16 protein-coding genes are annotated in these 22,131 nt (G+C 45.4%); 10 read left to right on the forward strand and 6 right to left on the reverse strand.

What is annotated here, in order from left to right; translation table 11 throughout:
• Positions 1-9: 9 nt before the first annotated feature.
• Positions 10-2,115 (reverse strand): GDSL-type esterase/lipase family protein, encoded by a 2,106-nt coding sequence (locus BUR42_RS27555; RefSeq protein WP_074242750.1) that lies wholly within the window; start codon positions 2,113-2,115, stop codon positions 10-12.
• A 138-nt stretch (positions 2,116-2,253) separates the two neighbouring features.
• Here BUR42_RS27555 and BUR42_RS27560 point away from each other — a divergent pair, with 138 nt between their 5' ends.
• Entirely contained in the window at positions 2,254-4,383 is a 2,130-nt protein-coding gene (locus tag BUR42_RS27560; protein ID WP_074242751.1) for a GH92 family glycosyl hydrolase, read from the forward strand.
• An 80-nt stretch (positions 4,384-4,463) separates the two neighbouring features.
• Here BUR42_RS27560 and BUR42_RS29925 read toward each other — a convergent pair whose 3' ends face one another.
• Complete coding sequence (locus tag BUR42_RS29925; protein WP_200798372.1) at positions 4,464-4,634, reverse strand: hypothetical protein; 171 nt, start codon at positions 4,632-4,634, stop codon at positions 4,464-4,466.
• A 46-nt stretch (positions 4,635-4,680) separates the two neighbouring features.
• Positions 4,681-5,349 (reverse strand): NAD-dependent epimerase/dehydratase family protein, encoded by a 669-nt coding sequence (locus tag BUR42_RS27565; RefSeq protein WP_074242752.1) that lies wholly within the window; start codon positions 5,347-5,349, stop codon positions 4,681-4,683.
• 133 nt (positions 5,350-5,482) lie between these two features.
• On the opposite strand from BUR42_RS27565, the gene tkt reads away from it, so the two are divergent.
• The 4 genes from tkt (at position 5,483) to BUR42_RS27585 (ending at position 10,171) form a co-directional block, all read left to right on the forward strand.
• Entirely contained in the window at positions 5,483-7,477 is a 1,995-nt protein-coding gene (gene tkt, locus BUR42_RS27570; protein WP_074242753.1) for a transketolase, read from the forward strand.
• A complete protein-coding gene (locus BUR42_RS27575) occupies positions 7,464-8,072 on the forward strand; it encodes an HAD family hydrolase (protein WP_074242754.1) in 609 nt (202 codons plus the stop codon). Before tkt ends, BUR42_RS27575 begins: the two co-directional genes overlap by 14 nt.
• On the forward strand, positions 8,069-8,824 hold the full coding sequence (locus BUR42_RS27580; RefSeq protein ID WP_074242755.1) for an HAD-IIB family hydrolase: 756 nt from the start codon (positions 8,069-8,071) through the stop codon (positions 8,822-8,824). Before BUR42_RS27575 ends, BUR42_RS27580 begins: the two co-directional genes overlap by 4 nt.
• 135 nt (positions 8,825-8,959) lie before the next feature.
• Positions 8,960-10,171 carry a DUF763 domain-containing protein gene (locus tag BUR42_RS27585; RefSeq protein ID WP_074242756.1) on the forward strand — a complete coding sequence of 404 codons (1,212 nt, stop codon included), beginning with the start codon at positions 8,960-8,962 and terminating at the stop codon, positions 10,169-10,171.
• A 42-nt stretch (positions 10,172-10,213) separates the two neighbouring features.
• Here BUR42_RS27585 and BUR42_RS27590 read toward each other — a convergent pair whose 3' ends face one another.
• Together BUR42_RS27590 and BUR42_RS27595 are read right to left on the reverse strand one after the other, a co-directional pair.
• A complete protein-coding gene (locus BUR42_RS27590; RefSeq protein ID WP_074242757.1) occupies positions 10,214-12,457 on the reverse strand; it encodes a histidine kinase dimerization/phosphoacceptor domain -containing protein in 2,244 nt (747 codons plus the stop codon).
• 133 nt (positions 12,458-12,590) lie between these two features.
• Positions 12,591-13,406, reverse strand: coding sequence for a helix-turn-helix domain-containing protein (locus BUR42_RS27595; RefSeq protein ID WP_074242758.1), 816 nt, complete (start codon positions 13,404-13,406; stop codon positions 12,591-12,593).
• A gap of 410 nt (positions 13,407-13,816) precedes the next feature.
• On the opposite strand from BUR42_RS27595, the gene BUR42_RS27605 reads away from it, so the two are divergent.
• Complete coding sequence (locus BUR42_RS27605) at positions 13,817-14,395, forward strand: hypothetical protein (RefSeq protein WP_200798373.1); 579 nt, start codon at positions 13,817-13,819, stop codon at positions 14,393-14,395.
• Between the two features lie 38 nt (positions 14,396-14,433).
• On the opposite strand, the gene BUR42_RS27610 is transcribed toward BUR42_RS27605, so the two are convergent.
• Positions 14,434-14,955: an RNA polymerase sigma factor gene (locus BUR42_RS27610; protein WP_074242761.1), complete on the reverse strand. Its 522-nt coding sequence runs from the start codon at positions 14,953-14,955 to the stop codon at positions 14,434-14,436.
• Positions 14,956-15,039: 84 nt separating this feature from the next.
• Between BUR42_RS27610 and BUR42_RS27615 the strand changes: the two genes are divergently transcribed.
• The 4 genes from BUR42_RS27615 (at position 15,040) to BUR42_RS27630 (ending at position 22,070) form a co-directional block, all read left to right on the forward strand.
• The gene (locus BUR42_RS27615; protein ID WP_074242762.1) at positions 15,040-15,999 is read left to right on the forward strand and encodes a FecR family protein; all 960 of its coding nucleotides are present in this window, start codon (positions 15,040-15,042) and stop codon (positions 15,997-15,999) included.
• Between the two features lie 138 nt (positions 16,000-16,137).
• Positions 16,138-19,563: a SusC/RagA family TonB-linked outer membrane protein gene (locus BUR42_RS27620; protein ID WP_234979816.1), complete on the forward strand. Its 3,426-nt coding sequence runs from the start codon at positions 16,138-16,140 to the stop codon at positions 19,561-19,563.
• A gap of 17 nt (positions 19,564-19,580) precedes the next feature.
• The gene (locus tag BUR42_RS27625) at positions 19,581-21,146 is read left to right on the forward strand and encodes a RagB/SusD family nutrient uptake outer membrane protein (protein WP_074242763.1); all 1,566 of its coding nucleotides are present in this window, start codon (positions 19,581-19,583) and stop codon (positions 21,144-21,146) included.
• A 27-nt stretch (positions 21,147-21,173) separates the two neighbouring features.
• Positions 21,174-22,070, forward strand: a complete 897-nt coding sequence (locus BUR42_RS27630; RefSeq protein ID WP_084185859.1) for a DUF5017 domain-containing protein — start codon at positions 21,174-21,176, stop codon at positions 22,068-22,070.
• The last annotated feature ends 61 nt before the right edge of the window (positions 22,071-22,131 follow it).

Genomic DNA, 22,131 nt, shown 5'->3' on the forward strand with positions numbered 1-22,131 from the left:
GATTTTCACCTAAAGCAGGTTGTCTATTACCGGTTTTAAGGCCAATGCCCACAGGCGGTATCCATTTTTTGCCAGGTGGATACCATCGTTGGAATAAGTTCCGGGAATAATATCTCCATCCTCCTGGATAAATGTATTCGATAAGGGGAAATAAGAGGCCGCGGTTTTACTGGCTGACAGGATCTCGTGGATCCTTTCATACTTCCTGCGGCGGTCTGTATCTTTTTTCAAACTGGTAGGCAGGGGGCCGGTTAGTATAATTTTGGTGGAGGGCATATGGGTCTTTGTCCATTTTTCAATGGCCAGGATACCTGTTGCAATTTCTTCGGCGCTATCGTCCCCAAAATTATTTACGCCAATAGTGATCACCATTACTTTGGGTTTCGCTTTGGCATAGTTGCCATGTTGCAGGCGCCATAATATATTCTGGGTGCGGTCTCCGGAAATACCTGCGCATTCCCAGCTGCGGCCGGCAAATACAGAGTCAAAGATAGCAAAGGCCGGTTTGCTGGTTACATAGGTCCTTGTTCCGCCGATGCCTTGTGTGATGGAATTACCCAGGAACAGGATGTCTAAGTTTTTCCTGGCATCCAGCAGGCTGTCGATGTTCCTGAACTGCGCCCACCAATCCTTTCCTTCCGTCCAGCCAGCACCGGAGCGATATTCAACGCCGGGAGCAGCAATGGCTGCAAAGTTGAATTTATTGCCGGTTGCATGTAAGATAAAGTCTGCAATAAGGGTAGGATTAGGCAGGCTATGAGGATGATGTTTGCCTTCTGGTTTATGAATAACAACAATATCTCCTCCGGCAGCTTTTACTTTTTCCTCAAAGGGATTCGTGTTTTCATCTACCGGCACTGCTTCGTCTATATCACCCACTACATGCAGCATGGGGAAGCCCAGTTTGGCGATCTTCGCCGCATTGTCCAGCGGGTTATTGTTAAACTGGCTGGCTTGTTCTTCCGTCAGGTTATAATCTTTCTTAAAGATCTCCCAGTCTTTTTTGCTACCGGGGCCTTTCCCTTTTCCACCGGGCCAGCTTTTCAGGTCCAGTACCGGCGCATCAGCATAGATACAGGCTACTTTTTCCGGATTGGCTAATGCCCAGTTATAAATATATACCCCGCCACGGCTCATACCTTCGAGGGCTGCTCTTTTAGACAGGCCGCGCTGTTGCAGGTAATCATAGAACTTGTTCCATACGCTTACCGCTTCGCTATTTCCAAACAGCTCGGCTACATCACAGAATACAATGTGGTAACCTCTTTCCAGCAGGGCAATATCTGTTTGCGGCTCATGGCCCCAGAACCTTGCACGCCATACCCAGGGTTTTCCTTTCACCGCTACCTTAGGCTTCACTATTTTGCAAGGGTGGTTATTTAAAGTGAAATCCACACATTCAAAGCCGTAGAAGGAACTGCGTTTTTTATCCTCTTTTATTTGGGAAAAGATATCGGATGGTTTGTCTTTATTTATTTTAACCGCTTCGTATAAACGCCGGGCAATTACGTTCGCGCCAATAGAGGAGGGATGTATCTTATCCGGGAACATATCCGCCTTATCTATAAACAGGGGATACAAATTGATGATCTCTGTACCGGTTTCATAAGCCACTTTCTGGATCATAGGGATGATCCTGCCTTTTATGATGGGATCATAGATCTGGTTGCTGTCTGGCGAAAAAGAGGGGACTGGTAATAATAGAACAATCCTTGGTTTTGTTGCCAGTTTCCTGAATGAAGCAATCAATGCGGTGTAGTCTTTTTCGAATTCAGGATAAAAAGGCCGGTTCACCGCCTTGCTATCATTCGTACCTAACTTGATAAAAACGATATCGGGCTTACTGGCCAGCGCTGCAGTATACTGACTGGTTTTCCAGTAAGGGTTGTTCCCGTTCTTCAGCAGGGTAGTGCCATTCACCCCAAAGTTCATCACTTCGTATGTATTGCCCAGCATAGCCTGTAACTGCTGGGGGTAGTTGTTGTTTTCCCTGTTCACTATGCCTGCGCCATAAGTGATGCTGTTGCCTATGCAGGCAATCCTGGTCTTTTTCTGTGCAAAAGAAGAAAGTACGGCAAAGAGGAAGAGGAACAGGAACGTGGATCTGTGTATCATTTTATGAAAATAGCTTAGCCTGAATTATAAAACTAAGCTAAAAGTGGCCATTTCAGATCCTATATTATCATAGACGGCTAAATGCCTCCTGTCATTTTAGCAATTTGTTTATCCGGGTATATTTATATATTGGGCCATATGAGATTCCCGTTTATAGTAATGATGCTGCTGGCTGCCACTTCAGCGAATAGCCAGTCTTATACGAAGTACGTAAATACTTTTATTGGTACCGCACCACTAACTGATCCTAAGGTGCTGGGATATGAATTGCCCAAAGGCTGGAGATCATGGGCCGGCCTCACTTTTCCCGGAAGTTCCCTGCCGAATGCCATGGTGCAGTTAAGCCCCATGACAGAATATGGCTCAGGGGCCGGATACGAATATGAGGATACGGTAATTTTAGGTTTTACACATACCAATAAAGGCCATTGGAACCTTTGCAATATTCCTGTCCTGCCGCTTTCAAACCCCGGCGAAAAATTTGGTTCCCGGTTTTCTCATAAAAAGGAAAATGCGGCACCCGGTTTTTACCAGGTATACCTGGATGATTATAATGTGCAGGTGAACCTGACCTCCACTTTAAGATGCGGATACCACCAATACACCTATAAGAACAATACAGGCAGACAGATCTTATTCGATCTCGCCCGGGCCAATAACAGGGTGTCCAACTGGAGCATCGAACAGGTGGGAAATAATGTGCTGCAGGGCTTTCAGCAAACGGGAGAACGGATCTATTTCTATGCTGTACTGAATACAAATGTTGAAAAACTGGAAAAGAAGGAAGAAGGCCAGCGCAGTGGTTTTGCTATCGTTCATTTAGCAAATGGCCAGGCAGGGAATGTTGAACTGAAAATAGGGCTGTCTTTTGTTAGCGTGGAAAACGCCAGGCAAAACCTGCAGCAGGAAATAGGTAATAAAACCTTCTCGCAGGTCCGTAAGGAAGCCACGCAGAAATGGGAGGCTTTATTATCATCTATCCAGGTAAAAGGTGGAACAGAGAAACAAAAGCAGATGTTCTATTCCTGCCTGTACAGATCATTCCTCTGGCCGGCATTGCGCAGCGATGTAAATGGTGAGTTCACAGATGCTAAACGCCAGGTGGCAAAAGCAGATTTTAATTACTACACAGAACCTTCTCTTTGGGATACTTACCGGAATAAAGATGTGTTGTTAGGTTTGATCTCCCCGGAAGTAACATTGGATGTGATCAGATCAATGAAGGATGTGGGCGATAAAAAGGGATTCATTCCTACTTTCTTTCATGGCGACCATGGCGCTTCTTCTATTGCCGGGGCCTACCTGAGAGGTATCGACAATTTTGATGTGAAAGGTACTTATGATATCCTGTTAAAGAATGCAAATGTTTCCGGGGGTGCCCGCCCGCACATCGCGGAGTACATAGAAAAAGGTTATATCTCCGATCCTGATGTTCCGGACCCTCATGTGGAAACAAAGGCAAAGGCCGGCGTATCCAAAACGTTGGAATATTCCTATGATGATTATTCCTTAGCCCAGATAGCAAAGAAATTAGGAGACACTGCAAACTACAGGATCCTGATGGCCAGGTCAAAGAACTACAAAAATATGTTCGATCCCTCCACCCGGTTTATGAGAGGCCGGTTGGAAAATGGCGAATGGATCAAGCCCTTTAACCCGCAGTACCCCTATTATGAATACATGTACAGGGAAGCCAATGCATGGCAGGTATCCTTCTTTGCGCCGCACGATATGCAGGGTCTCATAGAACTCTACGGCGGCGCAAAAGGTTTTGAATCTAAACTGGATTCACTTTTTACAGTTCCCTGGAATCCTAAACACATTGCAAGGAATGTGGAAACCATGATAGGCCAATACTGCCATGGTAACCAACCGGACCATGAAGCACCTTTTGCTTATTACTTTATAGGCAAACCGGAGAAGTCCCAGAAAATGATAGACACTATCCTTAATAGCCTGTACGGCATAGGAGAAGAAGGTCTGGCACTTTGCGGAATGGACGATGCAGGAGAAATGTCTGCCTGGTATGTGTTCAGCGCATTGGGTTTATACACTTACTCTGCTACCGATCCGGAATATCTGGTAACAGTGCCGCTTTTTGATGAAGTGAAATGGAAGACCAGCACAGGCAAATTGCTAACCATAACAAAGCCGGGGAAAGGAAGGAATTTAACCGGCATAAAAGTGAATGGGAAAGAAAATAAAGGATATTTTGTGCCGCATGATCTTTTCAGGAACGGCGGTAAGATAGAGATTACCACAAAGTAGCATAACCTTAAGCGGTAAGATAGAGATAACCACAAAATAGCATACCACTAAAAAGCGAAAACGGATACCGTTTTCGCTTTTTAGTTCTTTTTCTGCTGGCCTGGCGCAAATGGCTTGGCAGATTTTGTTCCTGCTGCTTTTTTCATCTGACCAGGAGGTACTTTCCCACTGTTACCTGCAGTGCGGGGTGTATAACATGAACTTGCCAGCATCATTCCTGCAACAATCAGCACTATATGTATTCTTCTCATATCATGTTTGACGCGAATAACATGCCAAATCCGGGTAAATAGTGTATTAGCTAACCCCATGAGCGAGTGATTTGATATCTTTTACTTCCAGTATCTGCCTTGGATATCCCTTCAGCACACTATTGATCATGGCCAGCCCTACTTCCCGCATAGTACTTGTTTTGCCGGGAAATATCAGCCGCAGCAAAGGGTATAATGAACTCACCACTTTAAAGAGCCCCTTCACATTTTGCTGCCCCGGTGTTGGCTTCATCAGGCCCGGCCGGAAATTGTAGACCTTTTTAAACGGCAGTTTCATAAGGGCATTCTCTGTTTTACCTTTTACACGCGCCCACATAATTTTGCCCTTCTCAGAACTATCTGTTGAACTGCCGGAGATATGTCCAAAGATCATTGCAGGATTGAGTGCTGCCAGTTTACCGGCAAAATGCAGCGTAGTATCATAAGTGATACGGCTGTAGGTGGCTTCATCCAAACCATTGGAGCTAATACCTGCACAATAGAAACAGGCATCGTAACCTGTCAGCTGATCAGCAACGCCGTTCAGGGAAAAGAAGTCAGGCACAAGGCATTCTTTCAGTTTGAAGTGTTGCAGGGCCGAGGGCTTCCTGTTCACCATCAGCACCTGGGAAACATCCGGATGTTCCAGGCATTCCAGTAAAACCCCTTCGCCCACCAACCCGGTGGCTCCTGTAATGATCACTTTGATTTGCATAATATATGAATTTAAGACTTTTTATAAGGTAAAGTTCCTCCTCAAACAGAAGGCTGTTTTGTTGAGGAGCCCAGATTTTTGCTGTTATGGAGCCCAAAGAACTATTTGGCACTATACCTGTTATTCATAGTGTATGAAAACCGTTGAACAATCTGGTATAAATACCGTACGTGTACTGGCTGCGGATGCAGTACAGAAAGCTAAATCCGGTCATCCCGGAACACCCATGGGACTTGCCCCGATCGGCCACATTTTGTGGACGGAAAGCATGAATTATAATCCACACAATCCTTCCTGGGCCAACAGGGACCGTTTTATTTTATCTGCCGGCCATGCCTGTATGCTGCAATACATCTTTATGCACCTCACAGGTTACGATGTTACCATGGATGATCTTAAAAACTTCCGGCAGTTACACAGCAGGACCGCCGGCCACCCTGAATATGGTTTATTGCCAGGAATTGAGGTGACCACTGGTCCCTTAGGCCAGGGTTTTGCCAATGGGGTAGGTTTTGCCATTGCACAACAATACATGGCCGAACGCTACAATAAACCCGGCTTTGATATTTTTGACTATAAGATCTATGCCATCTGCAGTGATGGGGACATCATGGAAGGTATTACCGCAGAAGCTGCATCCATAGCCGGGCATCTTCAGTTGGGCAATCTCATTTACCTCTATGATGATAATCATATCACGATTGAAGGAAGTACATCCCTGGCCATCGATGAAGATGTGGCCAAACGTTTTGAAGCGTATGGCTGGCATGTCCAGGACTTGCCGGATGGTAATGATCTCGGGGCATTATCTGCTGCAATTAAAAATGCCCAGGCTGAAACCAGCCGTCCTTCCCTGATCAAAGTACGTACACACATCGGTTATGGCAGTCCGAATAAAGTGGACACCGCTGCTGCGCATGGCGCACCATTGGGTGAAGACGAAGTGAAACTGGTGAAGAAGAATTTTGGCTTTGACCCGGATAAATATTTTGTAGTGCCGGAGGATGTAAAAAAATATTACCGGGAAGCAGGAGAAAAAGGCATACAGAAAGAAGCCCAATGGAATGAATTATATCAATCCTACAAAGAAAAATATAAAGAGCTGGCAAACGAATACGAACTGATCAGCAGTGGTAAACTCCCGGATGGCTGGCAGGAAAAATTGCCGGTGTTCAAAGCAGGGGAGAAAAAGATGGCCACCCGCAAAGCTTCCGGCAAAGCACTGAATGCTATTGCGGACTATCTGCCCCAATTGATAGGAGGTGCTGCAGATCTTTCTCCTTCCACAGACACTGATCTCGAAAAGTATGCATCCTTTGCTGCCAATAACCGCAGCGGCCGTATTTTTCATTTCGGGATAAGGGAACATGCCATGGGTGCTATATTGAATGGAATGGCCCTGAGTAAGTACCTGATCCCCTATGGCGCCACCTTCCTGGTATTCTACGATTACATGCGGCCACCGGTAAGGTTAGCCGCAATCATGAAGATCCGGTCTGTCTTTATTTACACACACGATAGTATAGGATTGGGTGAGGACGGTACAACCCATCAGCCTGTAGAACATTTGGCCGGCTTAAGGTCTGTTCCTGGTCTGGTAATGATCCGCCCCGCAGATGCAAATGAAACCGTAGCAGCATGGCGTGTGGCATTGGAACATAAGGATGGCCCGGTAGCATTGATCTTAACCCGCCAGGAAATACCAGTGATAGACCCAAAGAACTGCCAGCTGGAAAAGGGCGCTTACATCCTCTCGGAATCAGCAGGAACACCGCAGATCATTTTAATAGGTACCGGCTCAGAAGTACAGTTGTTATTGGCAGCGCAGGAACAATTGAAAGAAGAAGGTATCGCGGCCCGTGTAGTGAGCATGCCATCATGGGAGCTGTTTGAAGAACAGGACAATGCTTATAAAGAAAAGGTATTTCCCAAAAAACTCCGGCAACGCCTTGCAGTAGAAGCCGGATCACCCTTAGGCTGGCAGAAATATGTAACTGATGATGGAGATGTTATAGGTATCGATAAATTCGGTGAATCCGCACCCGGTGAAGAAGTGCTGAAAGAATACGGGTTCACAACAGATAATGTTGTAAAAAGAGCAAAAGCATTATTGCATGACAAGCGCTAAGGTAAAAGTTATTTTTTCAGATGTGGGGGGAGTATTGCTGAACAATGGATGGGGGCATCAGTCACGCCAAAAGGCCGCCAGGGTATTTGGCCTGGATCACACAGAAATGGAAGTATTGCACAACTTCATTTTTAATGTGTACGAAATAGGTAAGATCTCCCTGGACGATTACCTGAACACCGTTGTGTTCAATCACCCCAGGCACTTTACAAAGGAAGATTTCAGAACATTTATGTTCGCGGAGTCTGTTGAACTGCCGGACTTCCTGCAATGGTTCAAAGCATGGAAACTAAGATGCCCTTTCAGGGTTATTTCAATTAATAACGAAGGAAAGGAACTCAACGATTTCCGTATTAAGAAGTTCGGCCTGCATGATTGTTTTGATGCTTTTATCTCCTCCTGTGAAGTAGGAATGCGCAAACCAGACCCGGGCATCTTTAGCCTCGCCATGGGAATAGCACAGGTCTCGCCGGAAGAATGTGTTTATTTTGACGACCGGCTCATGATCGTGCAGGCGGCTGACAAAATGGGAATAAAAAGTTTCCATCACCAGGATTTTGCATCTACCCGGAACATACTGGAAGAACTGATATGAAGCAACTCATCATATTTGACCTCGATGGCACTTTAGCGGAAAGTAAATCTGCATTGGATGAAGAGATGGCCCAGCTATTGGAAAGTTTGTTCCATGTGGTAAAAGTAGCGATCATCTCGGGAGGGGACTGGAGCCAGTTTGAAAAACAGGTGCTGTCTCATATTACCTCGCATGAAAACCTTTCTCTCCTGCCTACCTGCGGCACTAAATATTACCAGTATAAAGGGGAATGGAAACAATTATATGCAGAGAACTTTTCTGCGGAAGAAAAAGCAAAGATCCTCACCCATCTCAATAGGATAGTAAAAGCGCTGCCACCTGTTAGAATATGGGGTGAGCAGATCGAAGACAGGGGCAGCCAGATCACTTTTTCCGGTTTAGGCCAGGATGCGCCGCATGAGGTGAAGAAAGACTGGGACCCTGATTTTGCCAAACGTAAGGTCATAAAGGATGAACTGGATAAAGTGATCCCCGAATTTTCTATTCAGATGGGCGGAGAAACGTCCATCGATATTACCAAACCCGGCATCGATAAAGCCTACGGTATTCAGAAACTGCATCAGACCCTGAACATGGCAATAAAAGATATGCTGTTCATCGGCGACGCTTTGTTTGAAGGAGGGAATGATCATCCCGCCCGCCAGACAGGGGTGGATTGCATACAGGTAAGGGACCCGCATGAAACTAAAAGAGTGGTGGAAGCTATTATTTCCTGCTCGGGCGGTAGCTGGCATCAATATGCAGCACGTTAGCACCTATTAGCACCTAATGGTTGTTCCATAACCCGTTCCGGTTGTTTACCATGCACTGTAACAAGTATTTCGTTTTCATAAGATCTTTAAGCTTATAACGCACTTGTCATACTAAAAAATGCTAAATTTGTTAGTATGAAACACGCCGGATCAGCAGATCTGCCTTTGCATTATGGCTACGTTCCCAAATGGCTGGCAGAAAGGATGGCAAAGCTGGGATTGGCTATCACGGAGTCTATCCTCGCGGAATATGGACAGGCGGCCTTTTTAAGCCGTATGAGCAGCCCGTTCTGGTTCCAGAGCCTGGGAGCGGTAATGGGAATGGACTGGCATTCTTCCGGCATCACCACTTCTGTGATGGGCGCTTTAAAAAGGGCGGTTAACCCCCATGCTAAAGAATTTGGCATCTTCATCTGTGGCGGAAAAGGGAAGTTTTCCCTGGAAACGCCGGAAGAATTATTGAAGATCGCAGACCAGACAGGGCTGGATGGAGAATATCTTGTAAGGTGCAGTAAGCTGAGCGCAAAAGTAGATAATACAGCTGTGCAGGATGGCTTCCAGTTATACACGCATAATTTTATTGTAAGCAGTAAAGGTGACTGGACGGTTATTCAGCAGGGCATGAATGCCGGGAATAAAAAAGCACGGCGGTATCACTGGCATTCCGGGCAGATCGATTCTTTTATTGAAGAACCGCATACCGCGGTCTGTGGCCATAACCAGGGCCTGATATTGAACCTCACTGCAAAAGAGGCCGGAGATACACGCAAAGGAATGTTACAGCTGATGAAGGAGGAACCGGAACAGATGATCCGGGAGATCCGGCACCTCATTATGCCGGACAATCACGCATTAGAAGCGAAAGACGTAGACCTTAAAAGATTAGGCGCTGTATTATGGCTGGCCAATGAACATCCTTTACATGATTTTGAAGAGTTATTGTTGCTGAAAGGAGTAGGTCCCCGCACGATACAGTCTTTAACTCTAGTGAGTGAAGTGATCCATGGAACACCATCACGGTTCAAAGATCCTGCCCGTTTCGCTTTTGCACATGGCGGAAAAGATGGTCATCCTTTCCCTGTTCCCGTTAAAGTATATGATGAAACCATTGCTACCCTTCAAACAGCTGTACATAAAGCAAAGCTGGGCAACCAGGATAAACAGGAAGCAATCAGATCATTACACAAACTCGCCGCAATAGCAGAAAAAGATTTTGTGCCTAACGACCGTTTTGAAGCATTGATAGAAAAGGAAAAAAATGATTCCTGGAAATATGGTGGGCGCACCGTGTTTGGAAAAGCGAAGCCACCTGGAAAGGTAAAAGGTGTTCAGCTAAGGTTGTTCTAAAAGAAAAGCGCGTAACAGTACTATGAACGATCAGGATTTCTCTCATACAACATGATGGGCTTTATGCAAAGGTGTCTTAGCTATAAAGTGGATGGAAACAGTAGTGCCTTCTGCTGATCTGATGGCAAATGTCCCATTTATATCATCTACCAGGCCATCCATAAGTTTTAATCCTAAATGACTGTCGAGGTCTGGCAGCACGCCAATGCCATTGTCTGCAATCGTAAGGGTTATCTCATGATCATCTCCCTGCTCCATGCAAACACTGATCTCCTGCCCGATCTCTTTCCGGGGAAAAGCATACCTGATAGCGTTAGTGAGTGCTTCATTGATGATCAGGGTAACAGGTACAGCTTGTGATACATCCAGTTCAAGAGGAGGAATGTGCAGATGAATATGGATCTGCCGGTTTACATCAAAACTTTCGCGCAGGTGGTTCACCAGTTCGGGCAAATAGGAACGAATGTCTACAGCCGCTGCATTTTCTGATCTCCGGTGGATGAGGGACATGGCGTAGATCCTGTTCTGGCTGTCCTGCACAGAGGATTGAGAGCCCAGCAGGCTTACAATGGTCTGAAGATTATTTTTCACCCGGTAATTCGCTTCTTTCAGCAGCCATTCCTTCTCATGCGCCAGGTGCTGCAGGTCCGTGTTCTTTTTATTCGTCACCCGTTTCAACCAGTAAAGTAATCCTGCAATGATCAGTATTACTACAAGCCCCCCAAGTATAATATTACGCAGGAAACCGGATTGTTGTAATGCGGCCTGTTGCAGTTTGCCGGATTGTGTAAGTAACTGAATGTTCTGATCTTTCTTCTCCGTTTCATACCTGGCCCTTAACTCCTGCATTTGATTGCTGAGCAGGGAATCCCGGTAAAAAGCATATTTGATACGATACTGTAAAGCAGATGCATATCTCCCGGCCGCCGAATCCAGTTTGGAAAACAGCAGATGAATGCCGGCCAGGTTTTGAATACCCATGCTGCCGGAAGTAAAATCAAGCGCTTTCTGGAGGTAGGTCCTCGCTTTCGCCATTTGCCCCTGGTTGAAATAGAAAAGGGATACCTGGTAGAATGCATCCGGTGTTTCTGTATAATTGGAGGGCAACGGAAACTGCTCTGCCATGGAAGTGAAAGTATCATAGTTCACCGCCGCCAGTGTATTGTCTTTCAGATGTTCATAGCTATACCCTTTAATAAAGGCCAGGCGCATTTTATCGAAAGTATTGGCAGGAGGGAAGCTGGCTGTTACTTCCTGCATGAGGGATAATGCTTCTTCAGCCCGCCCTAAAAATGCCAGCAGGTTAGCCGCACTGATAAAACCTTTGTACCAGAAGTCCTGTGTGGCCGTATTCTTCTTTCCTGCATAGGACTTCTCATACCAGGCCAATGCTTCTTCCGGTTTATTGAAATGACTGTACACAGCTCCCATCCTGGTGTAAAAAAGACAGGCCAGGGCTGCGTCTCCCGTTTCCTGCATATTATCTATAGCCCGCCGCGCGTAAGAAAGTGCGCTTTTATGGTCTGCTTTCTGATCAGCTAAACAGGAAAGTGCATAATCTGCATATAAAGTATGACGGAAACCAATGGCCTTCTGAAGGAGCAATATTTGCTGCCATTGCTTTTCTGCAAGGGGCCGGTTAATATCCGCGATATACATCCTTACCTCTATTTCCTTTTCCTTCATCTGCAACTTATGGTAAAGCTCCAGCGATCTTTCCAGGTAACTTATTTTTTTAGGATCATTATCCGGCAGGTATTTCCCCTGGTTTTCATAAGCCGGCGCAAGGCTTGCAGGATCAGTTCCTGCAATATCCACCACCTTCGAAAAACACTTTTGGCTTTCTGCGATATTGCCGGCCTGGTAGTAGTATTTCCCCAGCAGGCTAAGGCATTCAGGTTCTGCATTTGCATTCGCCTGTTGAAGGAAGGACCAGGCACTATCCAGATCTGCTTTCTCATTACCGGGTTTAAAAAGATAATAAGCACCCAGTTCCAGCAGGATCCTCGTTTTGTTCATCCCCTCCGTATAGTTCAACAGGTTGGTGATCACTCCTATCTTCCCCGCATCGATCAGTTTACTGGTGGGAGAAATAACACCATCACTGAACCCCTCGTTATATGGCAGTAAACGGTTGTACCCATACATCCTGCATGCAAACAGGTTGGCGCTGTCCCGATCTATCAGGCCCCGGCTTTCGTTATAGATAAAATTACCTGTACCGGCAACTAACAACCGTTGTTTAAGTATGTCATAACTGCTCTGGGGAGATTGCCCGTCAACCACATTCTGTAAGAATATACATACGCATAGGAGAAAAAAACATCTTATCAAATATCGTATCATAAGTAGGGGACATGTGCTGCTAAGATACGTTTTTCGACTTTTTAATTTCTTAAATTATTCCCCGAAAGTATTGTTAATGCTGGATCATAAGGGAAATGCCTTTCTTGAAATTAGTGAAGTTAACACCGGAATTATTTTTAAAGAACTTGCTGAAATGCGCCATATCGTTAAACCCAAGTGCGTAAGCAATTTCCTTCATACTGCGGTTGGAATGGATGGCCAGTCTTTTTGCCTCCTTCACCAGGTATTGCTGGATATGGTAACTGGCGGTATAACCGGAGAGCTTTTTTACTACCTGGTTGAGATAACTGGGAGTAATGTTTAGTTCATAAGCATAATCTGTAACCATTTTCTTGGTAATGAAATGTTCTTTCAGTAACTGCATGAACCGGCGCAGCAACTCAGCATCTTTTGTAAAGGTCACCGGGTAGGAATACTTTCGGGAAGTATAAAGCAGGAAGATCTTGAACAAACCTTTCAGCACCTCTAACCGGAACGAAAAGTAATTGATGAATTCTTTCCTCATTTTGCCAAGGATCTCTTCCACCTCAGCTTCTGTTTCCTCATCAATAGGTATCTGCAAAAGATCGTTTTGGGCAGACAGCAGGGAAAAGCTCAGGGTGGTTTCTGCGAGCTGCAGAAAATCGGCGGACAGGGAAATGTAATATCCTTCCATCCTTTCTGCCGGTACCAGTTGCTTTAACCGGCCAGGTTGTAAACAATAAATGGTTTGCCCGCTGATCTCAGATTCCTCAGGTCCCATTTTCAGGAAGCCCTCGCCCCGTTTCACCCACAGGATCTCATATGTATTGTGTCTGGTGTTAACCTGGTTTTTAGCGAACCATTCCAGGGTATGTATTTCAAATTCGCTGATAGTGGATATGTTCATGGCTCATGTAATTAGGCCATACATTATCCAATCTCTGTGCCCTGTTTGCAATACATTGAAATACAATATTTTAAATGAAAAACTGGGAAAAAGATTAGCGATATATCAATAATTTTAACGGGATTATTGATATATCGGCAAAAGAACAGCCTGTAAAAAAGCCCTGTAAAAATTGAAAAAAGCATCGATTTTAATTGTAACTTAAATACAGTGAAGATGCAACTGTCGCACCGTTCAGATCCCCTATTGTCAGAGTGTACTGTGAAAGAGATTGTTTGGACCACAATAATATATCAACCAGATTGTAACACATATAATAATTTACCGCCCATGCTTCCGACTTTATAAAACATAAAGAATATCACTACCTATTTTAATAACCAAATCAACTTTTTTTTATGAAGAGCATTATGACCAGAATCTTATACGTTTCGCTTATGGCCGTAGCAGTATTTTTTGTTTCCTGTTCCAAAGATGGATCTGCCGGCCCTGCTGGTCCCGCTGGTCCTGCCGGCCCTGCCGGTCCTGCTGGTCCCGCCGGCCCTGCTGGTGGAAACGGAGCTCCCGGAACAGCCAATGTTATTTACTCTGGCTGGCTGGATGTGAAGTTTGACACGCTGAGGAATCAGCAGGGTGTTGGAGTTGGCTTTGATGCAACAATACCTGCTCCCAAACTAACAGATGCAATATTGAGTAACGGAGAAATAAAGGTTTACATTAACTGGGGCACTGCTACTGCACTGGAAGTAGATCCATTGCCTTTATTTGATGCTGTATACCTTGGAGGTCTCAATATAACTACCACCTTTTATAAAGGAGAAATATATTTAGCGTCTAATGGAGATGTTAGCACAGTTACGGGGGCAAACGGAAAACAATTGCAATACCGCTACATCCTGATCCCGGGTGGGCAAACTGCCAGGCAGGCGCCTGCTGTGGATTGGAAGAATTATAAAGCTGTGCAGGAATACCTTGGTTTGAAAGACTAATTATAAAAAAAGAGGCCCTGAAAAGCCTCTTTTTCTTTTTATTCTGTTCCCTGTAAATGGGAGAGATGTTGTTTTAATGTTTTCAATGCACGGTTCATATGTACCTCAATAGTTCCCGTACCTATATTCATCCGTGCCGAGATCTGTTTGTAACTCATCGCATGTTCCTTATGTAAACGGAAAATGATCTGCTGCTGCCGCGGTAACTTTTTGATGGCAGACTGGATAGCCGTATTCAGCTCCCTGTTCTTAAAGCAATCTTCCGGAGATTCCACTGTTTCTTCCGGTGAATGCCTGGAAAGAGATGCATTTTTCCTCGCCGCACTTCTCACTTCGTCCAGGAATATATTCCGCGCGTATGTTTTCAGCAAAATAATAATGGTGTGATCATCCTGCACCTGTTCAATATTCTTCCATAACCGGATATAGGTTTCCTGCATGATATCCTCACTCAGCTGTTTATTGTTACACAGCAGATACAGGGATGCATACAAACGATCAAAAGTATCCTCCACAATGCGCTTAAATCGTTCTTGCGATATGTTACGAATCGGCTTCATTTCAGCAAATCTACAGTTCGAAAGTTAAGCAAAAGTTAAGAATTGCAAAGGGTGTATAGGCATTTTAATTAAAAAACGTGTTGTATGCATATGAACCGAGAAATACTGGAAAGGTTTTTAAAGGGAGAAGCAACCCCGGCCGAGATCAGGGAGGTGGAATTGTGGTTGCAGGATGAGCCGGAAAACTGGCTGGAGGATTATATGGAACAAGGCTGGGAACAGCCCGCCATCAGGATGCCGGCGGAAGAAAAGGAGGAAATGATAGCCGGTATTATGAGCCGCACCCGCTCTCCCTGGAAAGGATTTATCCGTATTGCCGCCATAGTAACTGGTCTGCTGGTAACCGCTGGCGGGGCCTGGTATTTTACACAGGCTCCTGAAAAAGTAAACCAGCTGGCGGTGAAAGTGCCTTTTCATACTACTAAAAAGGTAACACTGCCGGATAATACGGTCATTACCCTCAATGCTGGTAGTATCTTAACTTATCCAGAGCGCTTTACAGGAGATACAAGAGAAATTACGCTGGAAGGAGAAGCCTTCTTTGATGTAGCTACGGACGCGCAGAAACCATTTATCATTCATGCCGGCGCCCTCAATACCACCGTATTGGGCACCACTTTTAATATCACGGCCTATAAGAACTCTCCGCAATTGTCCGTAACGGTACTCAGCGGAAAGGTAGCGGTGATGGATACGCTTTCGCATAAAAGTGTGACCGTACTGCCTAAACAAAGGGCCACTTTTAATCCGGGCAAAGCCACATTAATTACATCCATTGTAGATAAACCGGAAAATGCAATCGCCTGGAGCGAAGGCAAACTGATATTCGAAGAAACGCCATTGGCAGAAGTGGCGGAAAGATTATCCTACAAATACAATGTTCAGATCGTTCTCTCAGGCAAGAACCTGTCCGATTGCCGTTTCAACGGCGAATTCGATACAGAGCCACTGGAGGAGATCCTGAAGATCATTACCACTTTAACCGAAACGAAAATTAAAAGAGAAGGAGCATTGATCCATCTCTCAGGAAAGGGATGTAAGTAGTCCATCCCCCGGTAAAGATTTATTCACTATTAATAATTGGCTATGTTCAAAGATTCCTTTTAAGTCTATGAAATGGTTGCAGGAATGTATTGCGCAACCACGGAAATTATCTCATGTCTATTACAATCAATCAAAGTTATGTGGAAAAAACTATTCCTGGCTTTCACTGCCATCGTTATGATCATGGCTACTTCCCTGGAAAGTATGGGCCAGACGGACTTGTCAAAGAAGATCACCGTCAACTTTAAGAACAAGCCTTTAAAGGACGCGTTGAAAACAATCACAAAAGAATCAGGCGTGCCATTTGTATACACGTCTAACGACGCCGCTTTTCAGGCCTCGGTAAATTTATCCGCTGCTAACGAAACCGTTAACAACGTCATCAAAAAGATACTCACACCATTACAGCTGGATTTCCAGGTAGTATCCGGTAAAGTGCTGATCGAAAAAGCAAAAAGTAAACCACCCGTACCTGTGGCCGATACTAAGCCCATTCGCGTAAAAGGTAAAGTGGTGGACGCTGCCACCGGAGAACCTGTACCCGGGGTTTCCGTTGCAGTGAAAGGTGCCGGTATCGGTACATCCACAAATGAAAAAGGAGAGTACGAACTGGGAAATGTTCCGCCGAAAGGAACACTCGTATTTACTATCATAGGTTATACCCGTTACGAGGAAGCCGTGAACGGGCAGGGCAACATACAGGTAACACTGTCTACTTTAGCCAGTGAACTGAATGAAACTGTGGTGATCGGTTATGGTACCAGGAAAAGAAAAGACCTTACCGGTTCCGTAGGAAGTGTAAGCATGGAAGATATGAACAAAGCCCCTGTTTCTTCTTTCGATGAAGCGCTGGCCGGAAGGGTAGCAGGTGTGCAGGTTTCTTCTGCCGAAGGCCAGCCCGGAACCAATTCCCGGATCGTGATCCGCGGTAACAACTCCCTCACGCAGGACAACTATCCGCTCTATGTAATCGACGGATTCCCCATTGAAACAGCGGATAATAATATCCTCAATCCGGACGATATTGAATCTATTGATGTATTGAAGGATGCCTCTGCTACTGCTATCTATGGAGCAAGAGGTGCAAACGGTGTAATTATTATTACCACCAAAAGAGGTAAGCTCGGCGCACCATCCATTCGTTACAATACCTGGTACGGTTTTCAGCAGAACATCCAGGAGATCCCGGTAATGGATGCCTATGAATTCGTGAAATTGCAGCAGGAGATCAAAGCAGGTGACCTGGACCTCACTTACCTCGCCAATGGTGCAACAGTAGAGGATTACAAGAACGTACCCAGCATCAACTGGCAGAAGAAACTGTACCGGGTAGCGCCTATGCAGAACCACTCCATCTCTATGTCCGGCGGTACGGAAAAAACAAAATATGCGGTATCCGGCCAGATCTTAGATCAGCAGGGAACTATCATCAACTCTGCATTTAAGCGTTACCAGGGCAAAGTGAGCCTTGACCAGCAGGTGAACGATAAGATAAAAGTAGGCGGTAACCTTAGTTATACTACTACCAAAACAACGGGTACATCTCCTTCCGCACTCAGTGGTTCTTCCATGAACAACCTGCTGTACAGCGCATGGGGTTACAGACCTGCCGGCCCTATCAACTCTTCTAAACCTATCAATGAAGATTTTGAAGATGAACTGATAGATGATATGGTGAACTCCGGTACGGATTATCGCATCAATCCTTTTCTGAGTGCAGAAAATGAATACCGCCTGCGGAATGTGAATAACCTCATCGCCAATGGTTTTGGCGAATACAGGATCCTGCCGGAACTGATGCTGCGTGTATCCGGAGGTATCAATAAGAATACACAGCGCAACGATGCCTTCAATAATTCGCTCACAAGAAGTGGTAACCCTAACACCGTCTATAAAGTGAACGGGTCCATCATGTATTATGAATCTTCTACCTGGCTGAATGAAAATACGCTGGTGTATGATAAGAAGATCAATAAGAACAACCGCATCAACGCAGTCGCCGGTTTTACATTGCAGGGAAATAAGAGCAGCGCTTACGGCATGTCTGCCAACCAATTGCCGAATGAAAGTCTTGGCCTGAGTGGTCTCAGCCAGGGTGTTCCGCAACCCATCACTTCCCGCGAATCTGAATGGTCTATGGCCTCTGCATTAGCCAGGGTGAACTACACTTTCAGAGAACGCTATCTGCTTACTGCTTCTTTCCGTTCAGATGGTTCTTCCAAATTCAGGTCTACCAATCAATGGAGCTATTTCCCTTCCGCAGCTTTTGCCTGGAAGATCAAGGGCGAAAAGTTCATGAAGAACATCCGTATTATCAATGATGCTAAATTGCGTGCCAGCTGGGGTATTACAGGAAATAACCGTGTAAGTGAATATGCAACCTATGCGCTGCTCGATTTTGCAGTACGTAATTCGTACTATTCATTTGGTAACCAGTTACAGCAAAGTGCCGTTCCCACTTCACTCGCCAGTGAAGACCTGAAATGGGAGAACACCGCGCAAACTGATGTGGGACTGGATGTGGATTTCTTCAAATCCCGTATATCCCTCTCCGTTGATTATTATAAAAAAACAACTTCAGACCTCCTGTTGAATGCAAAATTACCTCCCACCACGGGTTATGGTTCTGCCTTCAAGAACGTAGGCAAAACAAGCAACGAAGGTTTGGAGATCTCATTGAATACCGTCAACATCAAACCAACTAACAAAAATGGTTTCAGCTGGAGCAGCGGTTTCAATATCTCCTTCAATAAGAGCAAGATCCTGGCATTAACGCAAAACCAGGAATCCATGACCTCTTCCATGAGCTGGGATTCCTGGTATGCCACTGTGCCATTGTACATCGCAAAGATCGGCCAGCCGATGGGGCAGTTCTATGGCTTTATCTGGGATGGCGTGTATCAGTATGACGATTTCAATAAACTTCCCAACGGCAGCTATCTGCTGAAAGACGACAGACCAACCAACGGCAATACCCGCGCAGCTATCCAGCCCGGTGATATCAAATACAGGGACCTGAATGGAGATGGTGTAGTGAATGTGGATGACCGTACTGTTATAGGAAGAGGCCTGCCCGTACACATCGGCGGCTTCACCAACAATTTCAGGTATAAGAACTTCGACCTGAATATCTTCTTCCAATGGTCTTACGGTAACGAGATCATGAACGGTAACAGGATCAATTTTGAAACAGGTAATAAATCCTATCTCAACCAGTATAAAACCTTTGAAAGCAGGTGGACGCCGGATAATACAGCAACCACTATGCCGCGTGCAGGTGGCCAGTTTGGATATGTATATTCCACCCGTACACTCGAAGACGGATCTTTCCTGCGTTTGAAAACTGCCGCTATCGGGTACACCCTGCCTGCAGCATTGCTGAATAGAGCAAAGATCAAGAGCCTGCGCCTGTACGCATCTGCTCAGAACCTGATCACCTGGACGAAATATACCGGTTCAGATCCAGAGGTAGGGATTGGCTATTCAGCCCTCACCCCCGGATTCGATTATTCTTCCTACCCGAGAGCCAGAACCATCACTTTCGGTCTTAATCTTTCTTTATAAAAAAATAATTCTCTTGTATGAAAAAGATACTTTCCATTACAAGCCTTGTTTTACTCGTTATAGTGAGCGGGTGCAGCAAGTTCCTCGATAAAAAACCTATTTCATCTGTATCACCAACTAACTACTATAATAATGAGGCAGAAGTGAATGCGGCAGTAGCAGGTGTTTACAGTATTGCAGCCATGGAATTCATGTGGGGCGGAAGGATCCCTATCCGCCACAACGCCAGTACAGATGAATCTTTCTACTCTGTCACCAACCAGCCCATCGGTCCATGGTGGTTCACATACGACGCATCAGATGTAACCGTAACAGAAATGTGGACATATCTTTACTCCGGCATCGAAAGGGCCAATGTGGTATTGGCCAATATAGGTAAAGCCAAAATGGACGATACCAAAAAGGCCGTATTGATCGGAGAACTGAAATTCCTCCGCGCATTCTATTATTTCACGCTCGTACAATATTGGGGTGATGTTCCATTGAAAACAACACCTTCTTCTTCTGTAAATAATGTAGACCTTGCAAGAACACCCATGAAGGATGTTTATACATTCATTGAGAAGGAAATGAAAGAAGCAGAAGCCGCAGTGGATGTAGTAACAGCCATCGGTAATACAGAACGTATCTCAAGATCAACTGTACAGGGCATATTAGCCAGGGTATACCTGCAATGGGCCGGTGAACCTTTGAAAGCAACCGCTAAGTACGAAGATGCCCGCCAGTATGCACTGAAAGTAGTGCAATCCAATGTACATGAATTGAACCCCAGCTATTCACAGATCTATATCAACGAATGCCAGGATATTGATGAATGGAAAGAATGCATATGGGAAACCGGTAACTGGGGCAATAACAGCGATGCCAACAGGATCGGCGGACGGATCGGAAATGAGAACGGCGTAAAATGTTCTTCTTCTAATGACCAGGTGGTAGGTTACGCCTATGGTTTTAACAGCACCACCTACAAATTATTCAACCTCTACAAAGCCGGCGACCTCAGAAGGGATTGGGCCATTTCAACCTATACCCTTAATGCCACTGGTGTAAAAGCTAACATTGCGGCCAATAATATCTATGCCCGCAATTGCGCGAAATGGCGCAGGGAATTTGAATTATTGCGTCCGCTGAATAAGAACTACACACCCACTAACTTCCCCATCCTGCGTTATGCAGATGTACTGTTGATGCTGGCAGAAGCAGAAAACGAAGTGAACGGCCCTGCTAACGCTTACCAATATATTAATATGGTAAGGAGAAGGGGATATGGCAAACCTGCCGGCACGCCGGATGTTACAGCAGACCTCACAGGCCTGGATCAAACATCCTTCCGTAAAGCGGTGCAGGACGAAAGGGCCATGGAACTCTGTTTCGAAGGATTACGCAAACAGGACCTGATCCGCTGGGGGCTATACCTCACCGCCATGAGAGATCAGGCACTGGAAATTAAAGCACGCGCTACGGCCACTTATCAATATGCAGCCACCGCAGCAGAACGTGTTTCAGAAAGACATTTGTTATATCCTATTCCATCCAATGAAATGTCTTTGAACAAGTTAATGGTGCAAAATCCCGGATGGTAATCGTTAACAGAACATTAAAATGATTTTATGAAGAAGCTATTGTATATACTCGCCGGAACCTTTGTTGCAGCCAGCTGTAACACAAAGGATGTGCCTGCGCCGGAATTTTCCGTTACATCAAAAAGTGCTGCCTATGCATTAGGGGATACTTCATTCTTTTCCTTTACCGGAAACCCCTATAACATCACTTTTTATGCAGGAGACAGTTCCCATCAGTATGAGTTCCGCAAAAGAACTTCCGCGAAAGGAACGCCCCAGCTGCAGTTCACCTCTTACATGCAAACCGGCTCGCAAACAAATTCACTCGCACTGATGATCTCCACAGATTTCCCCGGTGTATATGATTCCGCCACAATCTACAGTCCAAATACACACTGGACAAATATCACCGGCAAGGCCACACTGTCTGCCGGTACCAATAACACACCTTCAGGGATCGTAGATCTTTCTGAATTTGTGAACGATGGCAAACCTGTGTACATCGCTTTCAAATACACGGGCATCAAAAGCACCTCTGCGCAAAGGACCTGGACCATTCCAACTTTTACAGTGACCAACCTGCTGGAAGATAACTGGACCAAAATGCCTGTGGCAGCTGATCTTGCCGGAGCTTCCTGGGCTGTGGTACCTATGAAGAATCCTGCTGTGAAATGGGTAGTGTCTGCCACCAACCTCAAAGTTACCGGCGGTGCTGCTCAAAGTGAAGAAGCAGAAAGCTGGGTGATCACAAAAGGGCTGATCCTCAACAGGGCCATACCGGATGCAGGTACCTCACTGAAGAACATTTCTTCCAACGCCATCACCTCCTCTTTCTATATCTATAAAGGAGCAGGTAATTACAAAGCCACTTTTGAAGCTGCCAATACAACCGTATACGAAAGCAAAACAAACGTGAAGGAAGTTCAGGTAACTATCACACCCTGATCTGTTAAACGGAAACCACGTTTATTCCCTGGTCCCTGTTTCATACCTATGCCAGAAAGGC

Source organism: Chitinophaga niabensis (assembly GCF_900129465.1).
Classification (GTDB): Bacteria; Bacteroidota; Bacteroidia; order Chitinophagales; family Chitinophagaceae; genus Chitinophaga; species Chitinophaga niabensis.

Coding starts and splice junctions, on each gene's coding strand:
- BUR42_RS27620 (WP_234979816.1), top strand. CDS start 16,138: ATGTGGAAAAAACTATTCCTGGCTTTCACTGCCATCGTTATGATCATG.
- BUR42_RS27610 (WP_074242761.1), bottom strand. CDS start 14,955: ATGAAGCCGATTCGTAACATATCGCAAGAACGATTTAAGCGCATTGTG.
- BUR42_RS27555 (WP_074242750.1), bottom strand. CDS start 2,115: ATGATACACAGATCCACGTTCCTGTTCCTCTTCCTCTTTGCCGTACTT.
- BUR42_RS27585 (WP_074242756.1), top strand. CDS start 8,960: ATGAAACACGCCGGATCAGCAGATCTGCCTTTGCATTATGGCTACGTT.
- BUR42_RS27605 (WP_200798373.1), top strand. CDS start 13,817: ATGACCAGAATCTTATACGTTTCGCTTATGGCCGTAGCAGTATTTTTT.
- BUR42_RS27595 (WP_074242758.1), bottom strand. CDS start 13,406: ATGAACATATCCACTATCAGCGAATTTGAAATACATACCCTGGAATGG.
- BUR42_RS27580 (WP_074242755.1), top strand. CDS start 8,069: ATGAAGCAACTCATCATATTTGACCTCGATGGCACTTTAGCGGAAAGT.
- BUR42_RS27615 (WP_074242762.1), top strand. CDS start 15,040: ATGCATATGAACCGAGAAATACTGGAAAGGTTTTTAAAGGGAGAAGCA.
- BUR42_RS27575 (WP_074242754.1), top strand. CDS start 7,464: ATGACAAGCGCTAAGGTAAAAGTTATTTTTTCAGATGTGGGGGGAGTA.
- BUR42_RS27565 (WP_074242752.1), bottom strand. CDS start 5,349: ATGCAAATCAAAGTGATCATTACAGGAGCCACCGGGTTGGTGGGCGAA.
- BUR42_RS29925 (WP_200798372.1), bottom strand. CDS start 4,634: ATGAGAAGAATACATATAGTGCTGATTGTTGCAGGAATGATGCTGGCA.
- tkt (WP_074242753.1), top strand. CDS start 5,483: ATGAAAACCGTTGAACAATCTGGTATAAATACCGTACGTGTACTGGCT.
- BUR42_RS27625 (WP_074242763.1), top strand. CDS start 19,581: ATGAAAAAGATACTTTCCATTACAAGCCTTGTTTTACTCGTTATAGTG.
- BUR42_RS27630 (WP_084185859.1), top strand. CDS start 21,174: ATGAAGAAGCTATTGTATATACTCGCCGGAACCTTTGTTGCAGCCAGC.
- BUR42_RS27560 (WP_074242751.1), top strand. CDS start 2,254: ATGAGATTCCCGTTTATAGTAATGATGCTGCTGGCTGCCACTTCAGCG.